Here is a 14,502-nt window from a genome sequence, read left to right on the forward strand (position 1 = left end):
GTGGGGCAGACGAGCCAGGCTTTAAAAGATTCTCTTCCGCAATTGCACGGCATGATCAATGACTTTTCTCGTAGCTCTCATGTGCTGGACCGCGTGCTATCGGACGTCCAGCAGCAACCACAAAGTTTATTGTTCGGGCGAACACCAGGACTACCCGGCCCCGGTGAACATGGATTTGTCGCGCCGCCTGATGCACATTAATTCATTGCGCCCCTATTCTGTCGCAATCGAAATCGCGCTTCATCCCGCTGACAATTCTCCGCCTCTTTCGCAGATCGCCGGAGGAATTTTAATGCCGTATGGTGGTTTAAGTTGAAAAAATGCTGGCGAACGGTGATCGCTCACGCTGTAATGATTGCGGAATTTGGCCAACCATGAATTTTCCAGCTCGGCCCAATTTAGCGATTCGCCAATATTGGGCTCAGCAATGAAGCAATCAATAAATGGCAGCACAGAAAAATTCCTGACAGCAGGCACCATTCCACAGCGCGACTGACTCATGAACAAAGTCATTCCATTTTGCTTGATTGCTCCTATACTTTTCTGGTGGCGGCATCGTCAACGCTAACCAACATTTGAGATATGACCATGAGCAACCAACTGAGCGAAGACGGACTTGATCTCCTATTTTTCAAGGCGCGCACGCACAATGCCTGGCTAGATAAGCCGGTGAGTGACGATACCTTGCACCGCCTCTATGACATCATGAAATGGGGGCCGACCAGTGCCAATTGTTCTCCGGCGCGAATTTTATTCCTGCGCACGCCCGAAAGTAAAGAGCGACTACGGCCGGCGTTGGCACCGGGCAATGTGGAGAAGACCATGGCAGCACCGGTCACGGCCATCATCGGCTACGACGGAAAATTTTTTGAGCTATTGCCAAAACTATTTCCACATGCGGATGCACGCGCCTGGTTCGCCGATACCCCAGAACTCGCAGAGGTTACTGCCAGGCGGAACAGTTCGCTGCAGGGAGCCTACTTCATGATCGCGGCGCGCGCCCTCGGATTGGACTGTGGACCGATGTCCGGATTCGACCAAACGAAAGTGGACCATGAGTTCTTCCCGGACTCGAAGCGAGTGAACTTCGGGTATGAGTATTTTCCGGACAGCCACATCAAGACCAACTTCCTGTGCAACCTAGGCTACGGAGATCCAACTAAACTTTTCGCGCGCAGCCCTCGCCTCGATTTCGATGAGGCATGCAAACTACTTTGATCCGGAAGCCGAGATTCATAGCGTTTTGAAACAAGGTATCCATTACGTTCGATAAGGCGTAGGGGAAGACGGTCTCGTTATTATTGGAAAAAATACTTCACCGTAAATATCGATATGGCGTAAGCGGCTAGGGAAGTCATCTTGACGCGAACTGCCAATAATAAATGCACTCTATGTGTTGGCTTGCAAGTTGGGATGCCAGTGGTGCGGTAATAGCGTTGCGATCTCGCTTGCGCGTGAGCACATCTTTCAGATAGGCGTACGGATCGTGCCCGTTGAGTTTGGCAGATTGAATCAAGCTCATGATCGCGGCGGCCCGCTGCCCAGCTCGCAGCGATCCTGCGAACAGCCAATTACCGCGACCAATTGCGACCGGCCGTATCTGATTCTCGATGATGTTATTGTCTATGGGTACACTCCCATTGCCTAGGAAGCGCACGAGCGCATTCCAGCGTTTGGGGCTGTAGTCCAATGCTTTGGCGATCGCCGGCTGGTGCAACAACAGTTCGTCGACAAGCTGCGCCTGGCGCCGGCGTCGGCCGGCATGCGCGCCGCCCCGGGCTCGCCGCGCTTCGGGGTGGCTGGCGGCGCGCGCGACGAGCCGATGTCGACCCTGCGCTTCTGGCGCTGGATGTACATCGGCATCGGGCGCCGCCATCGCCGCGACGAAGCCTTCCTTGCGCAGGTAGCCGGTCGACAGGTTCTGCGGGCCGACCAGGTGGACGATACGGCGGTGGCCGAGCGCCGCCAGGTGGTTCACCGCCAGCAGCATGCCGTCGGCCTCGTCGCTGACCACGCTGGAGACGCGGCTGGCGTCCTCGCGGCGGTTGACGGTGACGGTCGGCACGCCGGAGGCCAGGCAGTAGTCGAGGATCGTATCGTTGCGGGTGGCGGTCGCCAGGATCAGCGCATCGACCTGGCGCGCCAGCAGCTGGTCGACCACGAAGCGCTGCTGCACCCTGTCGTCGCCGGCGTTGGCGACGTAGCCTTCCTGGCGCAGCGCATCCTCGATGCCCATCAGGATAGGCGGGAACACGGCGTTGGTGATGTCGGGCAGCACCACGCCGATGATGTTGGACTTGCGCGTGACCAGCGTCGACGCCGAGCGGTTCGGCCGGTACCCCACCCGCTTGGCCTCGGCCAGGATGCGGTCCGCCACTTCGACACTGACCTTCGAGCGGTTCTGCGGATTGATCACGCGCGACACGGTCGACAGGTGCACGCCGGTGGCGGTGGCCAGGTCCCTCAAAGTTGGAGTCTTGCTTGTCATCGAACTCTCACGTCGTTAGTCGGCAAACCATATCACGAACATCGGCAGGCCCTTTCGCTAGCCGACGGGCCGGCGGGCGTCGAGCAGCGCCGCGCGGCTGACCGCACTTTGCATCTGCTCCAGCCACCACTGCAACGCCCGCCCCTGCGCTCCCTTGCCGCTGTCGCGCCAGGCGTAGCAAAACCGCAGCTCATGGTCGGCGCGCTCGACCCGCTTGACCACCAGTTTGCCGCTGTCGATATACGGTTGGGCGAGGGACTTCGGCAGGAAGCCGACGCCCAGCCCGCGGATCTGCGCATCGACCTTGGCCGCCATGTCGGAGACGGTAAACACGTCCTGCCCGGTCAGCATACCGACGGTCAGCCCGCCGCCGCGTTCGACAGAGTCGGCCAGCGCCACCGCGCGGTAATTGCGGATCAGATCGTCGCTGAGCGGCTCGCTGGCCCGCGCCAGCGGATGATTCGCGCCCACCGCTAACACGAAACCCACCGTGCCCAGCGGCCGCCGTTGCAGCCCGACCGTCACTTTGGCATCTAACACCACGCCGAGCGCCAAGTCGGCCTGGCCGGAGGTCAGCGCTTCGAGCGTGCCGGACAAAGTTTCGTCGCGCAGCTTCAGGCGGGTAGGCGGGTTCAGCGCAAAGAACGCCTCGCATAGCTCCATCATGGTGACGCGGTTGATGATGCTGTCGACCGAAATCGTCAGCTGCGACTCCCAGCCGGTGGCGACCCGCTTGACGCGGTTGGCCACCGCGTCGATGTCGACCAGCAGGCGGGCGCCCTCGCGCAGCAACTCCTTGCCCGCCTCGGTCAGGCGCGCCTGGCGCGAACTGCGGTCGAACAGCAGCACGTCGAGCGCATCCTCGATGATGCGCACCCGGTACGTCAGCGCGCTCGGCACCATGTTGCTGGCGCGCGCCGCGGCGGCGAAGCTGCCGGTGGTCGCCACCGCCTGCAGCATCGCCAGCGAGGACGGCGTCAATACATCGCGTGGCGTGATCATGGCTGGCTCCATCCATTCAAATTATTTGAATGATGCCATCAATTCGGCAGATCCGGCAAGCGCTTCCGCGAGCCCACAATGGACTCCATCAACTAACCGGGAGTCCAGATCATGATCACATTACGCAAAGCGCAGGACCGCGGCCACGCCGACCACGGCTGGCTCAAAAGCGACCATTCGTTTTCGTTCGGCGAGTATTACGACCTGGCCCACATGGGCTGGGGCAACTTGCGCGTCATCAACGAAGACCGCATAGCCCCCGGCGCCGGCTTCGGCAAGCACGGCCACAAGGACATGGAAATCATCTCCTACGTGTTGTCGGGCGAACTGGCGCACCAAGACAGCATGGGTAACGTCAAGGGCATCCCGCCGGGCGACGTCCAGCGCATGAGTGCCGGCACCGGTGTCGTGCACTCGGAGTTCAACCACGCAAAAGACCAGACCACGCACTTCCTGCAGATCTGGCTGTTGCCGAACGCGAAAGGGATCGCCCCGGGCTACGAACAGAAGACCATCCCGGCCGCCCAGAAACGTGGCGCGCTACGGCTGATCGGTTCGCCCGACGGCGCCCAGGATTCGGTCACCGTGCACGCCGATGCGGCGCTGTATTCCGGCCTGTTCGACGGCGCCGAAGCGGCCGATCTGGCGCTCGATCCGGCCCGCAAGGCCTATGTGCACGTGGTGCGCGGCACGTTGACAGTCAACGGCCAGCGACTGTCCGGCGGCGACGCCCTTTTGCTGGAGCAAGAATGCCGGATCACGCTGGCCGATGGCGACAACGCCGAGGTGCTGGTGTTCGACCTGGCTGCCTGACCTAAACGTTTCATCCAAATTACACACAAAGGAATTATCATGATCAAGTCACTACAAAACCCGCTGTCCCTCGCAGGCCGCCTGTTGTTCGCCCTGCTGTTCCTGCCTGCCGGCATCAGCAAGCTGACCGGCTTTGCCGGCACGGTCGGCTACATCACCTCAGTCGGCTTGCCGGCGCCGCAACTGGCCGCAGCGTTTGCGCTGAGCCTCGAAATCATCGGCGGTCTGGCCCTGGTGCTGGGCGCCGGCACCCGCGTGGCGGCGCTCGCGCTGGCATTGTTCACCCTGGTGGCGTCGTTCTTTTTCCATAATTACTGGGCGGTGCCGGAAGCGCAGCAATTCGTGCAGCAACTGATGTTCTTCAAGAATATCGCCGTCGTCGGTGGTTTGCTGAGCGTGGCCGCTTGGGGCGCCGGCGCCTGGAGCGTCGACGCGCTGCGCAAGGCTTGATTACGTAGCAAGCGTCAGGGAGGCGCCGCATTCGCGACGCCTCGTTCTTTTTTTTCATCAGATGAGGAATCGAGATGACTACTACCGAAAAAGACATTGCGCTGCGCGCCAAGGCGATTGCCCTCACCCACGCGCTGCGCAAGCTGCACAAGGCACTGATCGACGTCGAGACGCAGTATTTTGGCGCGGTCGGCAGCCCTCTCGAGCACCTTCAGCTGATCACGACCCACCCGCACTTCGCCTGGCTGCAGAAGCTGTCCAGCCTGATGGCCGAACTGGACGAGCGGCTCGACGAGAAGGAGCATCCATTCGACAGCGACACGGCGGCCGACTTCCGCACTGCGGTCGAAGCGCTAATCGGCCCCGGCAAGGAGATTGACGCGGAGTTCCGCCGCAAATACAACGTGCTGCTGCACGATGGCCCGGACGTGGTCATCGCGCACGGCGCGGTGCGTCAGGCGCTCGCCGGCATGGGCGTGAGCCGGCCGCAATAGCAGCGGCTAGCACCCCGCCCTATGTGAGCGGAAAGTCAGGGATACATCAGGACGGTGTCGCGCGGGTCTGCCCGTTCGGCGACGAACGGGTAGTTCGAGACGCACTTAGCCGGATCGATCCGCATTGAGAGGTCGATGGCCAGTACGAAGGGCGATGTAGACAACGCGACGGAGAGGGCCAAAGCAAGTCGCCGATGGATCACACCATGCTGACGACGGCCTGATCCGGAGATAGAACGCCTATCGCCGTCGGCCAGAGTTCATTAAAGAAATGCATCAGTCGAAGAAGGGCAATGACTGGCACTTCGGGATGAAAGCGCATATCGGCGTGGACGCGACTTCGGGTCTGGTGCACACGCTGATCGGCACTGCCGGCAACGTCTCCGACGTAACCCAGGCGCACGCGCTTCTGCACAGCGACGAGATCGCAGCGCTTGGTGACGCGGGTTACCAGGGCGTGGAAAAACGCGAAGAGAATCGCGGCAAATTGGTGACTTGGCACGTGGCGATGAAGCGTTCCAAGCGCAAGGCGCTGCCAAAGAACAAGCTGGGGCGCATGCTCGAAAAACTGGAGCATCTCAAGGCGAGCGTGCGGGCGAAGGTCGAGCATCCGTTTCATGTCATCAAGAACCTGTTCCGTCATCGTACGACACGCTATCGCGGCTTGGCCAAGAACACTGCACAACTGTTTACGCTGTTCGGTTTCGCCAATCTGGTGTTGGCCGGCCGGCGATTTGCGTTACCCAATACCCGAGTTGCGTCCTGAGCGCCGAAAGGCGCAAATAGAATTGCGGATTTGCTGAAAAAACCGGCTGAAGTGCTGCTGCAGAAACGATTTCCGCGTTTCGACGCGACCGCTTCTGAAAAAACCGGAGACGCGCCGAAATCGTCAATTGATCAGCGCTTCCCTAGTGCCAGCAATAACACCGGTCTCATTACTTCCACTAATTCCCGTTTTGGGATCATCCAAGCTTCTGAAAACAAGAGCGGTGGAATGAACAATGCAAAAAATATGTTGGGATCAAGACGTACGTTACTAAAGCCAGGCACAAAAGAAAGGATGAGGCTGCCAATTACTTGCAGAATAGGCAGTGGGATGGGCTGTCTTTTAGAGAGCGCACCTAATTCAGCTACGACAGTGAGCAAGCCAAATATTATTTCTAAAGTTTCCATATAGTAGGCCGCCAAGTCCAGCCAAATTGCCAAGGGAAAAACCTGAAGCCGATTTTTATCAGGCGAGTTTAGGCTAAATCGTTCCCAATTTTACGCATTGCTGGAATTTTTGGCGCAACTTGCCCTCGTCGTTACCTGGTCGGTTGGTGTGACACGTCACATTGATTGTTGAGACCCTTGTGCGGTGTTCGGTGCTTGGCAGGATCTCGCGCTTGGCCGCAGCGTAACTTTTTAGTTTGTCGGCAATGATCACCCGGCGCAACGACACGCTCAATTTTGGCAAACATTTCGGCCGGTCCAGTGTATGTGGCGACTCGATACCAGGATCGTAATGGCAATCGCGATGACCCCATCGCTAAACGATTCGAGCCGGCTTTTTGTCATTTAGTCGCTGCCGCGCGCCCGCTTGCCCCGCAGTCGAGTGCAATTACACCGCACAGCAGAACGATTGGAGCCAGCAACGCGTAGAAGCCGAAGTATTTATAGGCGAATGCGGCGCCGATCGCCCCGGTCCCAAAGGCGAACAGCGGCCACAAAAATTTGGCGCAGCGCTCAGCCATCGTACCATCAGACACGCCGCGCAACGCGTCGATCGCATCGATGACAACCTGGGTGACGTTGCCAGTCATCATGGAAGTGGGCGCCAGATGCGCCAGCACCAGGCGGCTGGTAGCGCTGTGCGCGCCCATTGCTGCGGCTCCCAGCAGGCCGGCGACCATGGCGAACGGCGTCACGTCGAGGTCAATCGGCGCAGCCAGTACACCGAACAGCATGAAACCGCCGAGCAACAGCAACTGCAGCAGCAATGCCAGCTTCAAGGCAGGGCCTTGGCGGTTTTCGGCGGCTGCAATCAGCAAGCGCGCCATGGCGACACCAATGATGAATGCGGGAAAAGCCAAGAACTTCAGGAGGATCGACACATGCGATGGATCCGCCAGCGCCGCGCCGATCAAGACGAAGTTTCCCGTCACGTGCGCCGTAAACAGGCCGAATAGCGCAACAAAACCTAGCGTATCGACGTAACCGGCGACGAAGCCCAGACTCGTACCATGCAAGCGATTACGCTGATTTGTATTCACGCTTTTACTCCCCCAAACAATCCAAAAAATGCGCCCTCCTGCTGGCAAGAGCGGACGCCGCCAGCTATTATCTTATCCGACTCCCTGTGTGAAATCCCATATCATTTGGCCAGTTTGCCTGGGCAAATTGCCGCGCCCATCCTGTGCAATTGCGCTAGCATAGGACTTGGCCTGTTCTATTGCCACGTGTTCATGCGCACGCCGACTGATAAGCTGACTGCGTCACCGTGCGGTTGCGGTCTTTCCAGCGCCGTCCGCGGCACAGTGAGCGTCCGCGAAGTGTCGCAGCGCGATTTTTCAGGCCATCGCCAGCACGTGAGCCACTTTCACCGCAGAGGAATATACGAACCCGCTAGAATATTTGTTGACCCCATAAGATTGCGCACTGATACTGATCGTTCACCAGGCCGGCCTGAATTTCGGCGTGCAATCGATCGACCGCCAGAGCCTGTTAAACAACTCGGTCGCCCTGCTTGAGACCGCCCTCGCCTTCTCCTTGCCTATTGTCGTCAGCACCTCGGCTAGCAAGGTTTACAGCGGTCCGCTGATGCCGGACCTGCATGCCCTCGTGCCACACCAGACAATCATCGAGCGAAAGAACATGAATGTCTGGGAAGATGCCGCCTGCCAGGCAGCCATCGCCGCAACCGGCCGCAAAAAGCTGCTGTTTTCTGGCATGCTGACCGAAGCATGCATCAGCTCCGCCGTGCTAAGCGCACAGCGCGACGGCTATGAATGCTACGTGGTCGGCGATGCCTGCGGCGGCCTGACCACCAGCGGCCACGAACTTGCGTCGCAACGCATGAGTGGACATGGCGCCCAATTGACCAGCTGGCTACAGGTCGTGCTCGAGTTGCAGCGTGACTGGACGCGCAAAGAAACGTATGATGGCGCACGTGCGGTGATTGAAAAAAATGGCGGTGGCTGTGGCGCCGGCCTGCGTTACGCACGCCAGATGCTGCCTCACTAAACGCCGTTCGCTGCCCCATGCTGTGCGCCAACGCACGCAACGTGCCACCATGGCGACAGATTGCATGTGAGGGTTCTGGCGGCAATCCATTTCCCATGGCGATGCCGGATGTGGCGCATCGCCCCTTCCGCTTGCATCGCAGTTAATTGTCCGCTACCGGCACTGGGCGGGCCATCCAGGCGCCGCTGCGCTGGCACACAACACGAAACTGGCGTATCACTGCGCGCTACGCTAGCCGCTGAGCCGGACTTAGCGGTGTCAAAATTCTTCTTTTTGGCGGCTACTGTAGTGTTGCATTCTGTTTCCCCCTTTACCCGGAGGGCCATCGTCGATACGGATCGTGGAGATATCGCCCCGGCGGATCTGCGCGCCGCGTTCGATCGGCACTGGTAGGTCATGCGGCTTTTCCACCGAGTGGAGCACTAGGCTCTGGTAGTGCATGTTGATCGGAAAAAGTTGCAGGCCGTTGACCGTCTCACCGGTGTTGTCGCCGCCGCTCGAGCTTGAGCTGATGCTTTGCACGTCGGCAATGTTCAGGCCGGAACGAACCGCCGCATCGCGGTCGATCTTGACATCGATGTAGCGCTCGCCGTTGAGCAGCTCCGCCAGCGCGGACGATACGCCCGGCACCTTCCTGCAAGGCCCTGAGTTAATCTGGGGAGAACGACTTTCTAATTTTTTTGAAACCCGCGTTGGACGCGGCTCTCGCGGTTTTTTTCATTCGATATCTTTCGACGTGATGTAAAAAGAGCCGCAAACCCATGCGGGGCGCAGCTCTTGCTGAATCCCCCCAGATTAACTTAGGGGCTTGACCTTCCTGACGGCGCGCACGATCTCGCCCGTGATGCGGTGATTTTCTGCAGGCTCATCGCAGCCACCGTCATCCCGACCGGGTTCTGGGACAGCCCTGCACCTTGACAATACGGCTCAGTTCCTCGACTAGCTTATCCGGCATCGTTTAGCGGGAAAAAAATTCAGAAATAAATATACTTTTGACTATACTGATTTGGCGAGTCTGCACTTTTACGGTTCTTCCCTCAATAGATCGGGAGTGCGCTGGCGCTATAGCAGCGATGCTAGTGCAGTCTGAATACAGCCGGCGGCCACATCGGGGCGGCCTACCACACCCACACATTTGGAGAACATCATGGCTAATGTGAAATTAGAATTGCTAACCGCTAATAACTGCCAACTGATTATCATCGATCAACAACCCCAGATGGCGTTTGGCGTGGTGTCGATGGACCGGCAGATGCTCAAAAACAATACTGTTGCTCTGGCCAAGGCGGCCAAGGCGTTCGCCGTTCCGACCATTATCACCACCGTCGAAACCCTGGGCTTCTCAGGCCCGCCGTATCCGGAGCTGCTTGACGTGTTCCCGGGCAAGGAGATCCTTGAGCGCACCTCGATGAATTCGTGGGACGATCAGAAGGTGCGCGATGCGCTGGCGGCCAACGGCCAGAAAAAGGTGGTGGTATCGGGCCTGTGGACCGAAGTATGCAACAACAGTTTTGCGCTGAGCGCCATGCTGGAAGGCGGCTATGAAATCTACATGGTCGCCGACGCCTCCGGCGGCACATCGCTCGAGGCGCACGAATATGCGATGCAACGCATGATACAGGTGGGCGTCGTGCCGATGACCTGGCAGCAGGTCATGCTGGAGTGGCAGCGCGACTGGGCCCGTAAAGAGACTTACGAAGCTGTCATGGCCATCGTCAAGGAACACTCGGGCGCGTACGGCATGGGGGTTGACTATGCCTACACCATGGTACATAAAGCGCCGCAGCGCGCCGCCGGCAAGCATACCGTGCTCGCGCCGGTACCAGCTAAATAACACATCAGCAAGGAAGACCGGGACGGGCGCCTGTCGTGGCTCGCCTCAGTGGGCACTACGCTCATGCGTAGACGCGGGGACAGAGGCACGACTGTCGCTCAAACGTGAGGTAATGATCATGAAAATTTATCTTATTTCGCTCGCCGCCGGCATCCTGATGGGCCTCATTTATGACTTGATTGATGTGAACTCGCCCGCGCCGCCCGCCGTCGCCCTGATCGGCCTGCTTGGCATGCTGATCGGTGGTCAAATTCTGCCGCTCGGCAAGCAGGTCTTGCACAAGGAGTTTTCTCTGACTTGGTTCAGCCACGAGTGCGCGCCCAAGATCACAGGGGTGACGCCAGCTGCTCCCAAGGAGAAGGAGGACGCCTAGCGGCATGCCGTTTCAAGGACGGACAGTCACATCAGGAATCTATTATTAATCGAGGTGAAAACATGGACAAAGATCAGCGGTTGCGGGCTGCGGGCGGACGGGAGGCGGACGCCGATGCGCTCATCTTGACGAACGGCCGTTTCCATACCATCGACAAATCAAAGCCTTTAGCAGAAGCGGTCGCCATTAAAGACGGAAAATTTTTTGCCGTTGGCGATACGGAATACGTCATGCGACACCGGACGTCAGCGAGCAAAGTGCTCGATTTGCACGGCCGAACAGTCATTCCGGGCTTGAATGACTCGCACCTGCACCTTATTCGTGGCGGCCTGAACTACAACCTTGAACTGCGCTGGGAAGGCGTGCCATCGTTGGCCGATGCGATGCGCATGCTCAAAGAGCAAGCCAGGCGTACCCCGTCGCCACAATGGGTCCGCGTCGTCGGCGGATGGACCGAATTCCAGTTCGCAGAAAAGCGCATGCCCACGCTGGATGAGATCAACGCTGCTGCTCCCGACACACCGGTGTTCGTGCTGCACCTGTATGACCGCGCGCTGCTGAACCGCGCCGCGCTGCGGGTAGTGGGCTACGACAAAGACACCCCGAACCCGCCCGGCGGCGAAATCCAGCGCGATGCGGCCGGCAATCCGACCGGCATGTTGATCGCGCGGCCGAACGCGATGATCCTGTATGCCACGTTGGCAAAAGGACCCAAGCTGCCGCAGGAGCAGCAAGTTAATTCCACACGCCGATTCATGCGCGAATTGAATCGACTGGGTCTGACCAGCGCGATCGATGCCGGCGGCGGCTACCAGAACTATCCCGAAGACTACGCTGTGGTCGAGCAGCTGGCGCGGGACGACCAGCTCACCATCCGCATCGCCTATAACCTGTTCACGCAGAACAAAGGCAAAGAGCTGGACGATTTCAAAAAGTGGACTGATATGGTCACGCCCGGCGAGGGCACGGATTTCTATCGCCACAATGGTGCAGGCGAGATGTTGGTGTTCTCGGCGACCGATTTCGAGGACTTTCTGGAACCACGTCCCGAGCTTGGGGCAAACGCGGAAGCGGAGCTGGAGCAGGTAGTGCGCCACCTGGTGAGCAAGCGCTGGCCGTTCCGTCTGCACGCCACCTACAACGAGTCCATCAGCCACATGTTGAACGTGTTCGAAAAGGTTAATCGCGACGTTCCTTTCGATGGTCTGCAATGGATGTTCGACCATTGTGAGACCATTACGCCGAAAAATATTGACCGCGTGAAAGCGCTGGGCGGAGGGATCGCAATCCAGCATCGGATGGCCTTCCAAGGAGAGTATTTCGTCGAGCGCTACGGGGCTGAAGCCGCCCAGCACACACCGCCGGTCGGGCGCATGCTTGCAGCAGGCGTGCCGGTGGGTGCCGGCACCGATGCCACCCGTGTGGCTAGCTATAATCCGTGGACCGCTTTGTACTGGATGGTCTCCGGCAGGACTGTCGGCGGCCTGCGCATGTACGACTCGTCGAATCGCCTGTCGCGTGACACCGCGCTGGAATTATGGAGCGCCGGTAGCGCATGGTTCTCCAGCGAACACGGTAAAAAGGGGCGCATCAAAGAAGGCATGCTGGCAGACTTATGTGCCTTGTCAGATGACTTTTTTGCCATCGACGAGGGAAGCATCAAGTCGATTGAATCGGTCTTGACGATTGTCGGGGGAAAGGTCGTTTTCGCCCAAGCCGAGTTCACGCCACTTGATCTACCGGCCTTACCGGTGTTGCCTGACTGGTCACCTGTTGCGACGGTTCCCGGCCACTATCGTGCTGTGGCCCCACGTCAGCAGCTTTCGCAATTGCCGCACCAATGCAAGGGCGCGTGCGGTGTGCACGCCCATGCCCATGATATCGCGCGCAAGTCATCCGTGCCGGTTTCTGACTATTCGGGATTCTGGGGCGCACTCGGTTGTAGCTGCTTTGCGTTTTGATCGCCATGGCGACGGTCCGATCCCTACTCTACACGTCCTATACCGACATCGGCCTGCTGTGGCTGCGCCTGGCGGGCAGCTTCATCCTGTTCCAGGTGCACGGCTGGCCGAAGGTCATCCACTACAGCGAAGAGCTGACCCGCATCGAGGACCCGTTCGGCACCGGTCCTGCGTTTCCGCTGCTGACCGCGATTTTCGCCGAAGTAGTGTGCCCGCTGTTCATCGCGGCCGGCCTGCTCACGCGGCTGGCCTGCCTGCCGGTGATCGGCGTGCTGCTGGTGGCCATGGTGGCGGTACATCCCGAATGGTCGATCGCACAAGGGCAGTTCGGATGGCTGCTGCTGACCGTCTTCGTTGGCATCGCGCTGTGCGGTCCCGGGCGCTGGTCGGTTGATGCAACGATGGTCGGCAAGCCGGCGCCGTCGCGGTCGCCAGCGCGGCCATGAGCGAGGCGTCGCCATGGACAGTCCGCTGCGGCATAAAGGCCAAGCTGACGCGCTCGCGCTGCGTTCCTAGTCGTGCAGGTGCGTGTGGTCGGATTGCTCGTCGTGGCAGGCCCTTGCTGCGGGCGAGGGCCGGGCGCGACGAGCTATCGGATCGCGAAGCCGCCAGGGTCTTGACATCCGCTCGTGCGACGGCGGCCAGGCGGCTCGAGCGCGATGAGGTGCAAGACTGTTCGCACCGGATTCCCGGGCGTAGCTGCTGGGAGGTCAAGGACGCAGGCTTGCGAGGCAGCGGGGGCGCCTGCATGAGCGCGGAAACATCAGGCCAGAAACGACTTAGCCCAACCTGATGAGCTGTGCGACCGTCCATTTTTGGCCAGGTGCGACCAGTTACGCCCGGTAGGACTCTACCTGTTGAATTGCATCTAAAACTGTCGGGTAGCTGGAAGCGGTTACCCGCGTCCAGCCCCCTAAGAACCGTGCATGCGTCTTTCGATGCACACGGCTCAAGCCCCTACGAAGGCATCTTTTGACACCCGGCTGCACAACTGATTTTCGGCGTACTAATAATTTCTAGGGCAACTGAGATGGTGTAGTAGTGAACATCCCAAGGCGTGAGCTTTGTGATGGGCTTCTGGCAGGTAGGGCACATGCGATCTTGCCTTAACCAGACACGGTATAGCTTCACACGACCTCTCGCCGAGTTCAGCATCTTCTTGCCCCACCGGGACTCGAAATACTGTTCCCAATTTGGGTCGTGCGGATTGGCGTCCGATTTGATTTTGATATGCCGCTGTATTGGCGTATCCATCTCTTTTAGCAGAGTAAACTCTCTTTGCGTGCCATCCTCTTTTTTTTCTGTTGCGGCAAATACCCAGTTCCGGGTGCCTCTGGTTTTAAAGTATCTTTCCTTAACCCAGCGAGCTCCTTTATTTGGATGCCTTCTTCCCGCCCATCGCCATAGCATTGACCAGACATTGCCATCAACCCGAGCAAAGGTTTCCTTGGCGACTACATGGCTATGGTAATTCGCCCATCCACGTAAAACAGGATTGAGCAGCCTTATCAGATTTGCCTGTTTAGCCGTCTTGTTGGCCTTGATGACTTCACGGATTTTGTCAAGATGCGCATTGACGTTCGCTTTCGACGGCTTCATCAACAACTTGCCGCTGTACTTGCGAATGTTCCATCCGAGGAAATCAAACCCATCCCTGATATGCGTTATTCTGGTTTTTTCAGGCGACAGGACTAGCCCGCGTTCCGCCAGAAATTCAACCACTGCAGGCTTAACCTCGTGTTCCAGCCATTCCTTCGAATTGCCGGTAATAATAAGGTGAGTAGCGCAGAGGAACCTCCCCTCCACGCTCTCGCAGGTAGGGTCGAGCACTGGCGCGTTGATTTAGGCCGATATCTATGATCATT

15 protein-coding genes and 6 pseudogenes are annotated in these 14,502 nt (G+C 58.8%); 11 read left to right on the top strand and 10 right to left on the bottom strand.

What is annotated here, in order from left to right; translation table 11 throughout:
- Window positions 1–201, top strand: a pseudogene (locus ACFOFO_RS13185) (MlaD family protein); the annotation flags it as partial.
- 39 nt (window positions 202–240) lie between these two features.
- On the opposite strand, the gene ACFOFO_RS13190 reads toward ACFOFO_RS13185, so the two are convergent.
- Window positions 241–513, bottom strand: a complete 273-nt coding sequence (locus ACFOFO_RS13190; protein ID WP_390328876.1) for a hypothetical protein — start codon at window positions 511–513, stop codon at window positions 241–243.
- A 75-nt stretch (window positions 514–588) separates the two neighbouring features.
- On the opposite strand from ACFOFO_RS13190, the gene ACFOFO_RS13195 reads away from it, so the two are divergent.
- Entirely contained in the window at window positions 589–1,218 is a 630-nt protein-coding gene (locus tag ACFOFO_RS13195; RefSeq protein WP_390328877.1) for a malonic semialdehyde reductase, read from the top strand.
- A 171-nt stretch (window positions 1,219–1,389) separates the two neighbouring features.
- Here ACFOFO_RS13195 and ACFOFO_RS13200 read toward each other — a convergent pair.
- The 3 genes and pseudogenes from ACFOFO_RS13200 to ACFOFO_RS13210 form a co-directional block, all read right to left on the bottom strand.
- Window positions 1,390–1,705 (bottom strand): annotated as a pseudogene (locus ACFOFO_RS13200) (IS66 family transposase); the annotation flags it as partial.
- Between the two features lie 159 nt (window positions 1,706–1,864).
- Window positions 1,865–2,488, bottom strand: a pseudogene (locus tag ACFOFO_RS13205) (LacI family DNA-binding transcriptional regulator); the annotation flags it as partial.
- Window positions 2,489–2,545: 57 nt separating this feature from the next.
- A complete protein-coding gene (locus ACFOFO_RS13210) occupies window positions 2,546–3,490 on the bottom strand; it encodes a LysR family transcriptional regulator (protein WP_390328881.1) in 945 nt (314 codons plus the stop codon).
- 111 nt (window positions 3,491–3,601) lie between these two features.
- Here ACFOFO_RS13210 and ACFOFO_RS13215 point away from each other — a divergent pair, with 111 nt between their 5' ends.
- The 4 genes and pseudogenes from ACFOFO_RS13215 to ACFOFO_RS13230 all read left to right on the top strand — a co-directional run.
- A complete protein-coding gene (locus tag ACFOFO_RS13215) occupies window positions 3,602–4,303 on the top strand; it encodes a pirin family protein (RefSeq protein WP_390328883.1) in 702 nt (233 codons plus the stop codon).
- Between the two features lie 39 nt (window positions 4,304–4,342).
- Window positions 4,343–4,753 (top strand): DoxX family protein, encoded by a 411-nt coding sequence (locus ACFOFO_RS13220; RefSeq protein WP_390328884.1) that lies wholly within the window; start codon window positions 4,343–4,345, stop codon window positions 4,751–4,753.
- Between the two features lie 74 nt (window positions 4,754–4,827).
- Window positions 4,828–5,247 (top strand): hypothetical protein, encoded by a 420-nt coding sequence (locus tag ACFOFO_RS13225; RefSeq protein ID WP_390328885.1) that lies wholly within the window; start codon window positions 4,828–4,830, stop codon window positions 5,245–5,247.
- A gap of 268 nt (window positions 5,248–5,515) precedes the next feature.
- Window positions 5,516–6,013, top strand: a pseudogene (locus ACFOFO_RS13230) (IS5 family transposase); the annotation flags it as partial.
- Window positions 6,014–6,144: 131 nt separating this feature from the next.
- Here the strand turns inward: ACFOFO_RS13230 and ACFOFO_RS13235 are convergent.
- The 4 genes and pseudogenes from ACFOFO_RS13235 to ACFOFO_RS13250 form a co-directional block, all read right to left on the bottom strand.
- Complete coding sequence (locus ACFOFO_RS13235) at window positions 6,145–6,453, bottom strand: cation:proton antiporter domain-containing protein (RefSeq protein ID WP_390328887.1); 309 nt, start codon at window positions 6,451–6,453, stop codon at window positions 6,145–6,147.
- A 101-nt stretch (window positions 6,454–6,554) separates the two neighbouring features.
- A pseudogene (locus ACFOFO_RS13240) lies at window positions 6,555–6,676 on the bottom strand (IS6 family transposase); the annotation flags it as partial.
- 14 nt (window positions 6,677–6,690) lie between these two features.
- Window positions 6,691–6,804 (bottom strand): TMEM175 family protein, encoded by a 114-nt coding sequence (locus ACFOFO_RS13245; RefSeq protein WP_390328889.1) that lies wholly within the window; start codon window positions 6,802–6,804, stop codon window positions 6,691–6,693.
- Complete coding sequence (locus ACFOFO_RS13250) at window positions 6,801–7,499, bottom strand: YoaK family protein (protein ID WP_390328890.1); 699 nt, start codon at window positions 7,497–7,499, stop codon at window positions 6,801–6,803. Before ACFOFO_RS13250 ends, ACFOFO_RS13245 begins: the two co-directional genes overlap by 4 nt.
- Before the next feature lie 394 nt (window positions 7,500–7,893).
- Between ACFOFO_RS13250 and ACFOFO_RS13255 the strand changes: the two genes are divergently transcribed.
- Window positions 7,894–8,469 (top strand): isochorismatase family protein, encoded by a 576-nt coding sequence (locus tag ACFOFO_RS13255; protein WP_390329418.1) that lies wholly within the window; start codon window positions 7,894–7,896, stop codon window positions 8,467–8,469.
- A 258-nt stretch (window positions 8,470–8,727) separates the two neighbouring features.
- On the opposite strand, the pseudogene ACFOFO_RS13260 reads toward ACFOFO_RS13255, so the two are convergent.
- Window positions 8,728–9,132 (bottom strand): annotated as a pseudogene (locus ACFOFO_RS13260) (efflux RND transporter permease subunit); the annotation flags it as partial.
- 484 nt (window positions 9,133–9,616) lie between these two features.
- Here ACFOFO_RS13260 and ACFOFO_RS13265 point away from each other — a divergent pair.
- From ACFOFO_RS13265 to ACFOFO_RS13280, 4 genes are all read left to right on the top strand, one after another.
- Window positions 9,617–10,303 carry a hydrolase gene (locus ACFOFO_RS13265; RefSeq protein WP_390329421.1) on the top strand — a complete coding sequence of 229 codons (687 nt, stop codon included), beginning with the start codon at window positions 9,617–9,619 and terminating at the stop codon, window positions 10,301–10,303.
- 118 nt (window positions 10,304–10,421) lie between these two features.
- The gene (locus tag ACFOFO_RS13270; RefSeq protein WP_390331753.1) at window positions 10,422–10,676 is read left to right on the top strand and encodes a DUF1427 family protein; all 255 of its coding nucleotides are present in this window, start codon (window positions 10,422–10,424) and stop codon (window positions 10,674–10,676) included.
- Window positions 10,677–10,738: 62 nt separating this feature from the next.
- Window positions 10,739–12,637 carry an amidohydrolase gene (locus ACFOFO_RS13275; protein WP_390328892.1) on the top strand — a complete coding sequence of 633 codons (1,899 nt, stop codon included), beginning with the start codon at window positions 10,739–10,741 and terminating at the stop codon, window positions 12,635–12,637.
- Window positions 12,638–12,642: 5 nt separating this feature from the next.
- Window positions 12,643–13,083 carry a DoxX family protein gene (locus tag ACFOFO_RS13280; RefSeq protein ID WP_390328894.1) on the top strand — a complete coding sequence of 147 codons (441 nt, stop codon included), beginning with the start codon at window positions 12,643–12,645 and terminating at the stop codon, window positions 13,081–13,083.
- Between the two features lie 511 nt (window positions 13,084–13,594).
- On the opposite strand, the gene ACFOFO_RS13285 is transcribed toward ACFOFO_RS13280, so the two are convergent.
- Window positions 13,595–14,467 carry a group II intron maturase-specific domain-containing protein gene (locus tag ACFOFO_RS13285; RefSeq protein ID WP_390328897.1) on the bottom strand — a complete coding sequence of 291 codons (873 nt, stop codon included), beginning with the start codon at window positions 14,465–14,467 and terminating at the stop codon, window positions 13,595–13,597.
- Between the last annotated feature and the right edge of the window lie 35 nt (window positions 14,468–14,502).

Origin of the sequence: Pseudundibacterium arcticum (genome assembly GCF_042646465.1) — a bacterium.
Taxonomy (GTDB): Bacteria; Pseudomonadota; Gammaproteobacteria; order Burkholderiales; family Burkholderiaceae_D; genus Undibacterium_A; species Undibacterium_A arcticum.